The sequence below is a fragment of the Shewanella sp. 553 genome (assembly GCF_059338375.1).
The window spans coordinates 2488350-2501954 of the sequence record NZ_CM181701.1; the positions used below are offsets into that span (position 1 = coordinate 2488350).

11 protein-coding genes are annotated in these 13605 nt (G+C 45.2%); 6 read left to right on the forward strand and 5 right to left on the reverse strand.

What is annotated here, in order from left to right:
• Window positions 1–58 precede the first annotated feature (58 nt).
• Window positions 59–946 carry an IS982 family transposase gene (locus AC5YBZ_RS11150; RefSeq protein WP_475514295.1) on the forward strand — a complete coding sequence of 296 codons (888 nt, stop codon included), beginning with the start codon at window positions 59–61 and terminating at the stop codon, window positions 944–946.
• Between the two features lie 106 nt (window positions 947–1052).
• Here AC5YBZ_RS11150 and cysS read toward each other — a convergent pair whose 3' ends face one another.
• Window positions 1053–2432, reverse strand: coding sequence for a cysteine--tRNA ligase (gene cysS, locus AC5YBZ_RS11155; RefSeq protein ID WP_494521404.1), 1380 nt, complete (start codon window positions 2430–2432; stop codon window positions 1053–1055).
• A 256-nt stretch (window positions 2433–2688) separates the two neighbouring features.
• On the opposite strand from cysS, the gene AC5YBZ_RS11160 reads away from it, so the two are divergent.
• Entirely contained in the window at window positions 2689–3183 is a 495-nt protein-coding gene (locus AC5YBZ_RS11160; protein ID WP_494521403.1) for a peptidylprolyl isomerase, read from the forward strand.
• A 45-nt stretch (window positions 3184–3228) separates the two neighbouring features.
• Window positions 3229–3945 carry a UDP-2,3-diacylglucosamine diphosphatase gene (locus AC5YBZ_RS11165; protein ID WP_494521402.1) on the forward strand — a complete coding sequence of 239 codons (717 nt, stop codon included), beginning with the start codon at window positions 3229–3231 and terminating at the stop codon, window positions 3943–3945.
• A 66-nt stretch (window positions 3946–4011) separates the two neighbouring features.
• Here the strand turns inward: AC5YBZ_RS11165 and miaE are convergent, their stop codons facing one another.
• A complete protein-coding gene (gene miaE, locus AC5YBZ_RS11170; RefSeq protein ID WP_494521401.1) occupies window positions 4012–4776 on the reverse strand; it encodes a tRNA isopentenyl-2-thiomethyl-A-37 hydroxylase MiaE in 765 nt (254 codons plus the stop codon).
• 249 nt (window positions 4777–5025) lie between these two features.
• Between miaE and AC5YBZ_RS11175 the strand changes: the two genes are divergently transcribed.
• The gene (locus AC5YBZ_RS11175) at window positions 5026–5622 is read left to right on the forward strand and encodes a Yip1 family protein (RefSeq protein WP_494521400.1); all 597 of its coding nucleotides are present in this window, start codon (window positions 5026–5028) and stop codon (window positions 5620–5622) included.
• A gap of 97 nt (window positions 5623–5719) precedes the next feature.
• On the opposite strand, the gene glnS is transcribed toward AC5YBZ_RS11175, so the two are convergent.
• The 3 genes from glnS to AC5YBZ_RS11190 all read right to left on the reverse strand — a co-directional run bounded on the left by glnS (window position 5720) and on the right by AC5YBZ_RS11190 (window position 10104).
• Window positions 5720–7390: a glutamine--tRNA ligase gene (gene glnS / locus AC5YBZ_RS11180; RefSeq protein WP_494521399.1), complete on the reverse strand. Its 1671-nt coding sequence runs from the start codon at window positions 7388–7390 to the stop codon at window positions 5720–5722.
• A gap of 187 nt (window positions 7391–7577) precedes the next feature.
• The gene (gene feoB, locus AC5YBZ_RS11185; RefSeq protein ID WP_494523696.1) at window positions 7578–9872 is read right to left on the reverse strand and encodes a Fe(2+) transporter permease subunit FeoB; all 2295 of its coding nucleotides are present in this window, start codon (window positions 9870–9872) and stop codon (window positions 7578–7580) included.
• Window positions 9865–10104, reverse strand: a complete 240-nt coding sequence (locus AC5YBZ_RS11190) for a FeoA family protein (RefSeq protein WP_494521397.1) — start codon at window positions 10102–10104, stop codon at window positions 9865–9867. The genes feoB and AC5YBZ_RS11190 overlap by 8 nt, the downstream gene beginning before the upstream one ends.
• 455 nt (window positions 10105–10559) lie before the next feature.
• On the opposite strand from AC5YBZ_RS11190, the gene AC5YBZ_RS11195 reads away from it, so the two are divergent.
• Together AC5YBZ_RS11195 and AC5YBZ_RS11200 are read left to right on the forward strand one after the other, a co-directional pair.
• Window positions 10560–11462, forward strand: a complete 903-nt coding sequence (locus AC5YBZ_RS11195) for a DmsE family decaheme c-type cytochrome (RefSeq protein ID WP_494524814.1) — start codon at window positions 10560–10562, stop codon at window positions 11460–11462.
• 15 nt (window positions 11463–11477) lie between these two features.
• The gene (locus AC5YBZ_RS11200; protein WP_494521396.1) at window positions 11478–13586 is read left to right on the forward strand and encodes an MtrB/PioB family decaheme-associated outer membrane protein; all 2109 of its coding nucleotides are present in this window, start codon (window positions 11478–11480) and stop codon (window positions 13584–13586) included.
• The last annotated feature ends 19 nt before the right edge of the window (window positions 13587–13605 follow it).

The following is a 13605-nucleotide window of genomic DNA, read 5'->3' on the forward strand; positions in this document are numbered from 1 at the left end:
ATAGCCCTCTTTGTGATCAGATCTCTCGACCAAGATTAATCAATCACGCAGAGGGCATATGAATAATTTAGTGGATGTATTTTGTGATGTCGATGATTTTTGTAATGCTTTTATTCCTCAATGGGAACAACAGTGTCTAACTGATGGAACCCGCAAGCGTAAGCGCGCTGGCAGAATGACGATGAGTGAAATTATGACAATTATCATTGCCTTCCATATGTCTAATCATCGTGACTTCAAGAATTTTTACACAGGATATCTGGCTCGTTTCTACAAATCTGATTTTCCAAACTTACTCAGCTACACTCGATTTCTTGAAGTCATGCCGAGTACAGTCATTCCAATGTGCAGTTATTTTTCCTCTTTAAAAAGCGCCCCAACAGGCATCGAATTCGTTGACTCAACGAGCATTAAGGTTTGTCATAATTTACGAATTCCAAGGCATAAAACGCTAGCAGGTCTCGCCAGCCGAGGAAAAGGCACGATGGGCTGGTTCTATGGTTTTAAACTTCATCTTATTGTGAACCATCGAGGCGGCATCGTTGCAGCCAAAATAACACCTGCGAATGTGCATGACACGAAACCCGTAAAAGGTATGGTCGTTGAATCAATGGATAAACTCTATGCTGATAAGGGGTATATCGGCAAAGCGTTAGCAGGCGACCTATTAGAACGTGGGGTAACTATCGTTAATAACGTGCGTAAAAACATGAAAGCAAAGGCTTTATCATTATGGGATAGAGCCATGCTTTCTAGACGATTTATTATCGAAACAATCAATGACCAGCTAAAAAACATCTCACAAATAGAGCATACGCGGCACCGCAGCGTACATGGTTTCATGCTTAATGTGATAGGAGGTTTAGTGGCTTATCAACTCAAAGAGAATAAGCCACAACTCAATATTACATCAGCAGAATTCAACGTGATTTCAGTGTTACGTTAAACCGATCTGAGGTTAGATAAGTTTCGAGTTTCGAGTTTCGACCAGCATAAAAAATGCCTGCGCTCTCACGCAGGCATTTTTATTTGTACTCAACAAGCAGAACTAATTACTTTTTACGCCAAGTCGTGCCTTCTGGACCATCTTCTAAAATAACGCCAAGGGCATTTAGGCCATCACGGGCCACATCAGCCGCCGCCCAATCTTTTTCAGTACGGGCGCGATTTCGCTCAACAATTAAGGCTTCGATTTGCGCAACTTCGTCATCACTGCCCTCGCCTTTAAAGAAGGCATCGACATCTTGATCTAAAATGCCCAGCACATCGCCAAGCTGTTTCAGGCTAACGCCTAATGCAGACGCTGCTGCCAAGTCATCGACCTTAAGACGATTAATCTCACGGACCATGTCAAACAACACCGAATAAGCTTCAGGCGTATTGAAATCATCATCCATCGCTGCAGTAAACTTAGCCACAAATTCTGTTGCTGGTGCAGCCTCGACGGTTAAATCTAAGCCCTTTAACGCGGTATAAAGACGCTCTAACGCTGCCTTAGCCTGTTTAAGATTATCCTCAGAATAATTAAGCTGACTGCGATAATGGCCGGACAACAGAAAATAACGCACTGTCGACGCATCGTAATGAGCGAGCACGTCCCGAATGGTAAAGAAGTTATTTAATGATTTAGACATCTTCTCTTTGTCGACCATCACCATACCGGTATGCATCCAGTAGTTCACATAAGGTGTGTCATGGGCGCAACAAGATTGAGCAATCTCATTTTCATGATGTGGGAACTGTAGATCTGAACCACCACCGTGAATATCGAAATGTTCACCTAAGTGTTTACCGTTCATCGCAGAGCACTCGATATGCCAGCCTGGACGACCTGGTCCCCATGGCGACTCCCACGTGGGTTCACCGGGTTTAGACATTTTCCACAACACAAAATCCATCGGGTCGCGTTTATTTTCATCAACTTCAACCCGCGCGCCGGCTTGCAGCTGATCTAAGTTTTGTCCCGACAAGCGGCCATACTCTGGGTATGATGACACACTAAACAGCACATCGCCGTCTGCTGCAATATAAGCATGTCCACGCTCAATCAAACGCTCAACTAACTCAACAATTTCAGGGATATGTAATGTTGCACGCGGCTCAAAATCAGGGCGTTTCATATTAAGCGCATCAAAATCCCGGTGCATTTCACCAATCAAACGCTCGGTTAATGACTCACAACTCTCGTTATTCTCTGCTGCGCGTTTAATAATTTTGTCATCGACATCGGTAATATTGCGCTGAAAATTAACCTCATAACCACGATATCTGAGGTATCTCACTATCATGTCGAAAGCAACAAACGTACGTCCATGACCAATATGACATAAATCATAGATGGTCACCCCGCAGACATACATGCCAACTTTACCTGGCTGTAATGGCTTGAATTCCTCTTTTTGGCGGGTAAGACTGTTGTATAACTTCAACATTGAGATTCTCTATATAAATAATTGACAACAAAAAAGTGGCTTCAGTCTATCACCTGAAAACCAGCGCTTCCAGCTTGATAGCGCGAATCTACAGCGTTTTTTGCCCTTCAACACATTATCGACATTTTGCTGATTAAAACCCCAGCAACTTGGTATTGCTCAACAGGAAAAGTCGACAGAATGGCTTTATGCTGCAGGTGTAATAGGCTAGAATCTTGCACTATCTATCCTGTTACACACGATGAGAATGAATCAAATGATCACAATGCAAACCAATCACGGCGAAATCAAAATTGAATTAGATGCCGAAAAAGCCCCTGTTACCGCGGCTAATTTCACTCAATATGTAAAAGATGGCTTTTATGACGGCACCATCTTTCACCGTGTTATTGACGGTTTTATGGTGCAAGGCGGTGGTTTCACCGAAGATATGACGCAAAAACGTGTGAATGAGGCTATCGAAAATGAAGCCAACAATGGCTTGTCAAACACCGTTGGCACCATTGCAATGGCAAGAACATCTGATCCCCATTCAGCAACCGCGCAGTTCTTTATCAACATCAACGATAACACTTTCCTCGATTTTAAAGCTGAATCGGCGCAAGGCTGGGGTTACTGTGTATTTGGGAAAGTAGTTGAAGGCATGGACGTGGTAAACAAGATCAAAGCGGTAGCCACTGGCAACCGTGGTATGCACCAAGATGTGCCACTGGAAGCGGTTGTGATTGAAAAAGTGACCATTGCTGAATAATCAGCCTCTCTTAAGCCACTTTTCATCACACCAGAGTATCACTTGTTGAATTACACTCTTTTCGTGGGCGATCTGCACCTGAGTGCCGATCGCCCCGACATCCTCGCGGCTTTTTATGGTTTCCTCAAGCAACACACTAACCACTGCGATGCCTTATACATACTTGGCGATCTGTTTGAGGTGTGGGTGGGCGACGATCTGGCTGAGCCTTTTGCCCTAGAACTGGCTGCGACACTTAAGCGATTTTCTGCACATACCCCTATCTATTTTATCCACGGCAACCGCGATTTCTTACTCGGTAAAGAATACGCAGCCTTAGCTGGCATGACGCTATTGCCTGAAGTACATTGCATCGATTTGTATGGACAAGCTACTGTGTTATTACACGGCGATAGTCTGTGCACCTTAGATAAGGCTTATCAACGCTTTCGCTGGTTTAGAAATCAACCATGGGTAAAGTTTATTTATGGTTTGCTGCCCAAAAAACGCCGTGTCGCTATCGCGAAAGGACTACGTAATAAGAGTCAACAGAGTAATCAGCAAAAAAGTCACACTATCATGGACGTTGAAAACCACGCGGTGACAGACTTAATGGATAAAACAGGTGCTATCTTGATGATCCACGGCCACACCCATCGACCTGACATTCATTCTTTAGCGCGAGATCGGCGACGCATTGTGGTCGGCGACTGGTACGATCAAGGCAGCGTATTAACGGTCACTTCTACCAACACCACATTAGCCAGTTTACCGCTTAACTAAATCATGGCTAGCATAGCTGCTAGCCCCGCCACTAAATTCTGAGTACCCAATCATTCACCTAAATGACTAAACTGGGCAACCTGAATGAAATTTGAATTCATTATCTGGTTCACGGATCAACTGGGCTTCAATCTGTGCAAAATGAGCAATTCGCTCACTAATATCCTCTGTTGCAATAGCTTGAGCCAAGGTCAAATAGTCTTGATAATGACGCGCTTCTGAGCGCAGCAATGAAACATAAAACTTTTGTAAGCCGTCATCGAGATGAGGGGCTAACTTTGCAAAGCGCTCGCATGAGCGCGCCTCGATAAAGGCGCCCACAATCAGCTTATCAATAAGTGTGGCAGGCTCATGGGTACGCACCTGCTTCATCATCCCTTTAGCGTAACGTCCAGCGGTTAAGTTTTGATAGGGAATATTTCGCGCATGCATTATCTCAAGTACCTGCTCAAAATGATGAAATTCTTCTTTAATCAGCCGCACCATTTTGCTAATAAGATCTGCACTATAATCTACACCCGCCTTAGGTGTTAACTCCCCTAAAAGCTCATTCTTTTTGGCTTCTCTTGCTAAAAAATCGGTAATAGAGCGCTGTTTATTGTAAACAAACTCCTCATAGGGTTTAGCCCAGTTCAGGAGTAAATCCCCACTGACTTTATCGATAGCGTACTTACGAATCAAAAACATCGCCGTCTGCGCCGCCTTAAGCTCGCAATTACAATGATCGATCAACAAGGCTGGCAATTGCTCAGACTTGATCGCCTGTGCAATCCACTCATCTGGGGTTTCACATTGTAAAAACGCTTGTATCGGTGCTAATAAGCCTTGCATGGTCGACTCTAAAGGGTAGTTGCTACAGTCGTCCATTTTAACAAAAAATGGCGCTATGGCTATATTCTGACAGCCAACATGACAGCGTTACCTTGACTAGTTCGGGTTTATGTTCAATAAATAAACTATGCCCGTCACAGTGACGTGGTGGATTGGAGCCTAGGGTCTATTGGTTGCAGGCCAGAAGGCATTACGGGTTCGTCTGAGGTTTGGCGAGCACAAGATTGAAGCTAAACAAGGATAACTATAATGATATTGAATCACTTAATGGGGTTATACACTCATCCTAAGGAAGAGTGGCACACAATTGAAAAAAATCACGAGGCGGTCAAAAGTAGTTTAAGCCATGTATTATTAATCGCACTTATACCCGCTATTTGCACTTATTTCGCCTCAACCTCTATAGGATGGGACTTAGGTGTTTCAGATCCTCTATTTCTCACCAAAACCAGCGCACTGATGATGTCGATTAGCATGTACATTGGCCTCATAATTGGAGTATTTGCATTAGCTTATTTAGCATTTTGGATGGCAAAAACCTTTGATGCTATGCCAAGTTTTACCCAAGCACTTGAACTCGCAGCCTATACCGCGACACCACTATTTATGGTAGGGCTGGCCGCCTTGTATCCGTCACTTTGGTTTATAATGGTGGTTGGATTGGCGGGGCTTAGCTACTCAGTGTATTTACTCTACACTGGCGTGCCAATTATCATGAATATTCCAGAAGAAAAAGGCTTTATCTACGCAAGTTCTGTAGTCACCGCAGGCCTTGTACTATTAGTAGCCTTAATGGCCTCTAGCATCATCTTATGGAGCCTAGGACTAGGACCTATGTACCAATAACTTGTCTCTAGGGGAACAATAAAAACAAAAGGCCTTAGGATATCCTAAGGCCTTTTTGTTCACTATTCCCAATTGGATAATTGAGAGTGTGGCATCATTAGTCTGACGAATCTCGTAGTGCGACCGTTAGATTAAACACTAGATTCTCAGGTGTTGAGTCTTTACTGTCAGCACAGAAATAGCCTTCGCGCTCAAACTGATATGCTTTTTCTGCTGGAGCATTAACCAAACTTGCTTCAACCAAGCCATGCTTAACCACCAATGAGTTAGGATTTAATACCTCATCTACGGTTGCTGCTGCTGCTGGATTAGGCTGGCTAAACAACTTGTCGTACAGACGCAACTCGGCTTTCACTGCGGTTGTGGCTTCAACCCAGTGGATCACACCTTTGACTTTACGGCCATCTGCGGGGTTTTTGCCCAATGTATCCTTATCATAAGTACAGTAGATGGTAGTTACATTACCCTCTGCGTCTTTATCACAACGTTCCGCCTTGATCACATAAGCATTACGTAACCGCACCTCTTTGCCTTGCACCAAACGTTTGTACTTTTTGTTCGCCTCTTCACGGAAATCATCGGCATCAATGTAAATTTCACGGCCAAAGGCAAGCTCACGCTGTCCCATCGACTCTATCGTTGGGTGGGCTGGTGCGCTTAAACGCTCAATCTGATCTGCTGGATAGTTCTCAATAACCAACTTAACGGGATTAATCACCGCCATGGCACGAGGTGCGTGTTCGTTTAACTCTTCACGGATACAAGCATCAAGCATACCCACTTCGACCATATTCTCTTGTTTAGTCACGCCGATGCGACGACAAAACTCGCGAATTGATGAAGGCGTGTAACCACGGCGACGTAGACCCGCGATGGTCGGCATACGCGGATCATCCCAACCCGACACCAAATTACGTACCACTAAATCATTAAGCTTACGCTTAGACATCAGGGTATATTCAAGATTTAAGCGCGAGAATTCATATTGACGCGTCCGGTTTGGCGCCTGAAAATCATCAAGATTATCTAATACCCAGTCATACAAACGACGATTATCTTGAAACTCTAAGGTACACAAAGAGTGAGTGATATTTTCAAGGGCATCAGAGATACAATGGGTAAAGTCGTACATTGGGTAGATGCACCACTTGTCGCCCGTCTGATGATGATGGGCAAAACGAATACGGTAAATAATAGGATCGCGCATACACATAAACGGTGATGCCATGTCCACCTTTGCACGCAGCGAACACTCACCTTCTTTAAACTCACCCTTACGCATTTTTTCAAACAGCTCAAGGTTTTCAGCCACTGAAGTGTCACGGTAAGGACTATTTTTACCTGGCTCTTTTAAGGTGCCACGATATTCACGTGTTTGTTCACCATTAAGAAAACACACGTAGGCTAAACCTTTGGTGATTAATTCAACCGCATACTGATGTAATTTATCAAAGTAATTTGATGAATAACGAACATCCCCATCCCACTGAAATCCTAACCACTGCACGTCAGCCTGAATAGAGTTAACGTAATCGATATCCTCTTTCTCAGGGTTAGTATCATCAAAACGTAAGTTACATAGCCCTTTATAGTCTTGCGCTAAACCGAAATTTAAACAGATCGATTTGGCATGACCAATATGAAGGTAGCCATTAGGCTCTGGTGGGAAGCGGGTATGCACCTGAGTGTGCTTACCGCTTGCTAAATCTTCATCTATGATATTACGAATGAAGTTACTTGGACGAACTTCAGTGCCCGCATGACTCATGGAAATCCTCTTTGCCAACAGTGCTATGACCAATCGAGAGTGTAGTCGATCGGTGCCGATTAGGGAAAACCTGCATATTCCTACAGATCAGGTTGAGTTACAACGGCTGATAGACAAAAAGCCCTATCATTTATCGCAAAAACAAAAAAGCAGCGATAATTCGCTGCTTTTTGAATCAGAGCCCGCTTTATTCGGTCACGATATTAACCACAGGGATCAAGGTCTGTGCCTTTCTTCCTTTGCGCTTCAGCCACAGATAGAAGCTGATTAATGCCACCACAAAGAAACCAATCCAAAGACTCGACTGGAGTGGATGCTGGGCAAATGTCGCCGCTTGATAAAATACAGTCGCGGTGCCATAGGCTAAGGCAAAGGTCCAAGTCGCCGCAAAAGTGGCCCAACGTGAACCAAACTCGCCCACTAACGCTCCCATTGCTGCAACACAGGGTGTATACAACAAAATAAATAACAGGTAAGCAAACGCTGCAATAGTGCCACTAAATCCTGCCTGTAATGCACTGAATGTCGTGGTATCAACCACCAACTCTTCAGCTGCAACCTCTACGTTTGAAATATCACCTACTGACATAGACAATGGATCTTCTGGCGCAATACCAAACAGATTTTCCGGTATAGTTGCCAATGCTTCACTTACACTTTCAGATAATGGCGTTAATGCGCCCTCATCGCTACCTGCGGTCGAGTAAAGGCTATTTAAGGTGCCCACGACAGCTTCTTTAGCAAAAATTCCAGTGATGATCCCCACTGTAGCAGGCCAATTATCTTGCTCTATCCCCATAGGTGAAAACAGTGGAGTTACCTTTTGGCTTGCCACACTGAGCACCGACTCAGAACTATCTTCATGACCAAAAGAGCCATCAACACCAATGGCATTAATAAAGTTAAGCAAGGTCACGACAATTACAATGGTTTTACCTGCGCCTTTAATAAAGCTCTTGGTGCGCTTGCCCGTACGGGCCATTACCGTCTTGAATTTAGGCGTTTCATAATTAGGTAGCTCCATCACCACCGCACTACTTGAGCCAGGAAGCAAGGTAGAACGTAACAGCAAGCCAGTCCCCACAGCGGCGATAATTCCGATGATATAAAGTAAAAAGACTAGGTTTTGTCCCGATTCAGCAAAAAATGCCGCGGCAAACAAGGCGTACACAGGTAGACGAGCACCGCACGACATGAAAGGTGCCATCATGCCTGTCACGATGCGCTCACGCTCACTGCCTAGGGTACGGGTTGCCATAATGGCGGGAACTGAGCAGCCAAAACCTACAATCATAGGCACAAATGCTTTGCCTGGCAGACCAATGCGACGCATCAGGCCATCAACCACAAACGCGGCGCGCGCCATATAACCAGAACCTTCCAATACTGATAGCGCCAAAAACAGCGCAGCAATCACCGGAATAAAAGTAGCAACTGTCTGAATACCTTGACCAACACCACCAGCAACAATTGTCACCAGCCAGTCTGGCAGACTGAGACTACTCATTAAAGCACCGAGGTGATCAACAAATACGGCGCCGGCGACGATATCGAAAAAATCGATGAATGCACTGCCCACGTTAATACTAAACATGAACATTAAATACATCACAAATAGAAAAACAGGGACCCCCACAACAGGGTGTAGTGCCACTTTATCTATACGATCGCTTAAGGTAGGCACGTTGGTGCTAATAACAGACTGATCAAACACCTGCTGCACAAAATCAAAGCGGGTCGTTGCAATCATGATCTCGATATCTTGGCCTTGTGCCGCTAATGCTTCAGAACACTGAGACACTTCAGACAGCATTTGACCATTTTTACATTGGCCACAACCTAAGCCATTAGCCAACATCGCTAAGGCACGACCACGGCTAAGGTTGGCGTCACGGCTATGTAGCGCCTTAATTCCACGCTCGATTTCATCATCGTATGACAATACTAAAGGCGCTTCAGATACTTTCCCTTCAAGTAAATCGACAACTTGGCTTTTAACTTGCTCAATATCGCCCGCTTCACGCGAACATACCGCAATCACAGGGCAACCTAATTGCTGGCTCATTTCAGTGACGTTAATGTCAATACCGTGAGCCTTAGCGACATCAATCTTATTAATAACGACGACCATAGGGATACCCAGCTCACGCAGCTGGACGGTCAAATAAAGGTGGCGCTCAATATTAGTGGCATCAACCAAATTAATAATGGCATCCATACTAGTATCGGCTAAATACTGCTGTGCAACCTGCTCATCAAGTGAGCAATCACAGCTACTACCTGCCGGAAGAAGATCGTAAATGCCAGGTAAATCAGTTAATAAAACATCGGCTCCATTGAGTGTGAATTGCCCCGTTTTCTTTTCAACGGTTACACCAGACCAATTACCAACCTGCTGATTAGCGCCAGTTAACGCATTAAATAAAGTCGATTTACCCGCATTAGGGTTACCGACTGTGACACAATGAAATTGGTTAGCCATGGGCAACATCCACCTCTATTACATCTGCTAAATCTTTACGCATACACAATTTACTACCGCGAATAGCCAATTCTACACCTGTGCCTAATGGCGCTCGTCTGAGCATAGTGAAAGCGGTGTTAGGGGTTATGCCCATGGATAACAGCTTACGCTTAACAACGGACGGCAGATTAATCTGACCTACTTCGGCGATAACAGCACTCTCGCCCGGCTTTAATTCGCTTAATTTCATATGTCTACCTTTTCAGGCCTCGAAAGAGCTTTATTAGCACCGATTCTAACGGAGCATCACTTAAAATAACTTTATCTAGATCAACATTTGAGACCGTAAACGATAATAGTTTTCAATTGTGTTTTGTATTATGTGACAGATCTCTCAACGAGTAAAACCCTTTATGCGATTGATAATGATTTTCATTAATATCAAAATCTACCATCCACAACAGCCAAAGTTGTGACGAGCATCACACTTAAGCATTCTCCCTAGCAGAACGAGCTAAAAAAGCACGAAATATAACTATTTATTTACACATCATTCACACTTTAATTCTACTATTTACCTTTGGTAATTTAGCCAATCGTGAAACATAACAATTAAAACGGCTTACGTGCTCGGGACGAATAATGATGAATATGGATACAACAGGGATAAAGCCTCTATTCCAAGGAAGTTTTATCGCTATCTTGATGCTATTAAGCATCAATGTAATGGCTACCCCGTCGGATGAACAATCGGCTCAAGAGGTAGAACAGATACTCGATAAGAAGTTTGCTGAAGGTCAGTACTCATCCAAAGGCGCTGATAGCTGTTTAACTTGTCACCGTAAAAGCCAAACTGTGATGGCACTATTCGACGGTGTTCATGGTAGCACCACTATCAAGGGCTCCCCTATGGCCGATCTACAATGTGAAGCATGCCATGGTCCTATGGGGAAGCATAATAAAGGCGGTAAAGAGCCAATGATCACCTTCGGCGCCAACTCTCCAGTACCGGCTGCAAAACAAAATAGTGTTTGTATGAGCTGCCATAACGATGACCAACGCATGGCTTGGAATGGCAATCATCATGATACCGCCGATGTTGCTTGTGCTGATTGCCATCAAGTCCATACTGGCCATGACCCTATATCCGATCGCGCTCAAGAAGTGGCCGTGTGCACCAGTTGCCATACCCAGCAAAAAGCCGACATGCACAAACGCAGCGCTCACCCAATGCAATGGCAACAAATGGTTTGCAGTGATTGCCATAACCCACACGGCAGCCTCAGTGATGCCAGTCTCAAACAGATGAGTATTAACGACAACTGCTACGCCTGCCATGCAGAGAAACGCGGGCCTAAGCTGTGGGAGCATGCCCCCGTCACAGACAATTGTGCCAGTTGCCATACCCCGCACGGCAGCGTTAATGAAGCCATGCTAATCGCTAAACCACCACAATTATGCCAGCAATGTCATGCATCCGATGGCCATACATCTAACGCGGTGTTTGGTAACACGGCTAATGCCTTTAATGCAGGCCAAAGCTGTATGAATTGTCACAGCCAAGTCCACGGCTCCAATCATCCATCTGGCAAACTGCTGCAGCGTTAACAGGGAGTATGAGCAATGACACACCACACTAGAAATCCCCTGCCGCTGCGCCTAAGTACGCTGGCACTGGCCATCCTCAGCACAACGGCACTTGGCGAAGGATATAGCCTGGCATCGGTCAACCGCGACAACCTTAAAACCGAGGCTTGGGAGTGTAAACGCTGTACCACCGCAACTGGCACCAGTGGTGCTATCGGTGTAGGTGCAGCCTATAACGATGGCGAAGATAGCCATTTTGGCAATACCAGCGGTACAGATAATGATGGTGTTGTAGCAAGCCTAGAGGCGGATATACAACATAAGGCATCATCGGGTTACCAAACCCACTTTAGCGCCGATAAACTGGGTTACGATAATGGTTCGGCTCAGCTCACAACAGGTAAACCGGGCCAATATAAAATATCGGCCGCCTACCGCGGTATTGCCCAATATGACACCAATCATGCTTTAACCCCCTACCGCTCCCAAGGCGATACGTGGATTTTACCTCCACAATGGCAAACCGGTGCGACCACATCACAAATGACGGACCTACAAAGCAGCATTCAGCCAACTGCATTGCAGATAGAACGGGAGCGTTACAACTTAGATGCCAGCTATACTGGTAGCTTTTATCGCGCCGAACTGGGTTATCAATATGAGCAGCGCCAAGGTCAGCGCCGCGCCAGTGGCAATCTACTCACTAACAGTACCATGCTGGCAGAGCGTATTGATGACGCGACCGATAATGTTACCGCTAAAATTTACCTTAACGGTGCTAATTGGTTAGCTGGCATCGAAACACAACTCAGTCATTATAAGAATGATCAACAAGCCCTGCGTTGGCAATCGGCTTTTACCCCCACCTTTGGTGCCGCTTACTCTGGCCAAAATGCCGTATCACCCGATAATAAAGCGTATCGCATCGCAGGAAATAGTCAGTTTACCAACGGGGCTCAGCACGTATTGATGCATGTTGGCTTTACCCGTATGACCCAAGATCAGTCCTATTTGCCCGCCACCATTAATGGCCCCTCTCCTGTGCTACCAACGGATAATTTAGCGGGCCAAGTTGATATTACCGAGATGAAACTCAACTATTCGGGGAGGCTGTCTCGGGTATTGTCACTGCGTGCCAGTTATGACTACCGTGACCGTGACAACAAAAGCCAAGTTAATCCTTATCCCCAGATCATTACCGACAGCTATCTCAGTGGTTATGCACACAACCTCGAATATGATCGCACCGCACAGCAGGCCAAACTTGCGGCTAAATATCGACTAAATCGCGCCGCGTATATCGATATAGGCTACGACTATGATCACAATAATTACAGTGATTTAGACAGACAAAGCCTGCAAGAGTCGACGCTATTTGCCAAAATAAATTATCGCATTTCCACCCAATGGCAAGTCTGGCTCAAAGCCAGCGGTAGCGATAGAACGGGTAGCGAATACTCACCAGTCACCAGCACAGCAAGTCCTAGCAATCCTTTGTTAAGAAAAAGCTATTTGGCAGACCGCGAGCGCCAACGTTACGGACTATACGGCAGCTACGTCACTGGTGCCTTCTCTGCCAGCGCCAACGCACATTGGATGCAAGATGATTACACTGACACCCTTATTGGGCTCACCAAAGTAGACACACAAGGCTATGATCTGTCGGCACAATACGCCGTCAACGACAATATCAACCTCAACGCCTTTGTTAATCAAGATTGGCGCGATAGTGACCAAGCCGGCAGTAGCAATTTTGGCGCGCCTAACTGGTATGCCACCTCAGCCGCAAAATCAACTCTGATCGGCGCTGGATTAAATTACGCTAACCTACTAGATAACAAGCTTAAATTAGGAATCGATTACACTTATGCCGATGGCCAAAACGATACCGAAGTGCTCCAAGGTCTACGCAGCCCCTATGACAATTACTATTCAACTAGGCACACACTCAATACCTTTGCTAACTACCAAATTAGCGACAAATTTGGGCTGCGTTTCGATTGGATTTTTGAACAATATCAAGATGCTGACTGGGCAAATGGGGGGCTAGCGCCAGACAGTATCCCGAATGTGTTGAGCTTTGGCGATTTAAGCCACGATTACAACGCCCACTATTTTGGGCTGACATTAAGTTATCAACTCTAACTGATGCCAACGACCAAAT

Excerpts from the sequence above, each read along its gene's own strand:
- AC5YBZ_RS11200 (WP_494521396.1), top strand. The coding sequence starts at position 11,478 with ATGACACACCACACTAGAAATCCCCTGCCGCTGCGCCTAAGTACGCTG.
- AC5YBZ_RS11195 (WP_494524814.1), top strand. The coding sequence starts at position 10,560 with ATGCTATTAAGCATCAATGTAATGGCTACCCCGTCGGATGAACAATCG.
- AC5YBZ_RS11150 (WP_475514295.1), top strand. The coding sequence starts at position 59 with ATGAATAATTTAGTGGATGTATTTTGTGATGTCGATGATTTTTGTAAT.
- AC5YBZ_RS11190 (WP_494521397.1), bottom strand. The coding sequence starts at position 10,104 with ATGAAATTAAGCGAATTAAAGCCGGGCGAGAGTGCTGTTATCGCCGAA.
- feoB (WP_494523696.1), bottom strand. The coding sequence starts at position 9,872 with ATGGCTAACCAATTTCATTGTGTCACAGTCGGTAACCCTAATGCGGGT.
- AC5YBZ_RS11175 (WP_494521400.1), top strand. The coding sequence starts at position 5,026 with ATGATATTGAATCACTTAATGGGGTTATACACTCATCCTAAGGAAGAG.
- glnS (WP_494521399.1), bottom strand. The coding sequence starts at position 7,390 with ATGAGTCATGCGGGCACTGAAGTTCGTCCAAGTAACTTCATTCGTAAT.
- miaE (WP_494521401.1), bottom strand. The coding sequence starts at position 4,776 with ATGCAAGGCTTATTAGCACCGATACAAGCGTTTTTACAATGTGAAACC.
- AC5YBZ_RS11160 (WP_494521403.1), top strand. The coding sequence starts at position 2,689 with ATGATCACAATGCAAACCAATCACGGCGAAATCAAAATTGAATTAGAT.
- cysS (WP_494521404.1), bottom strand. The coding sequence starts at position 2,432 with ATGTTGAAGTTATACAACAGTCTTACCCGCCAAAAAGAGGAATTCAAG.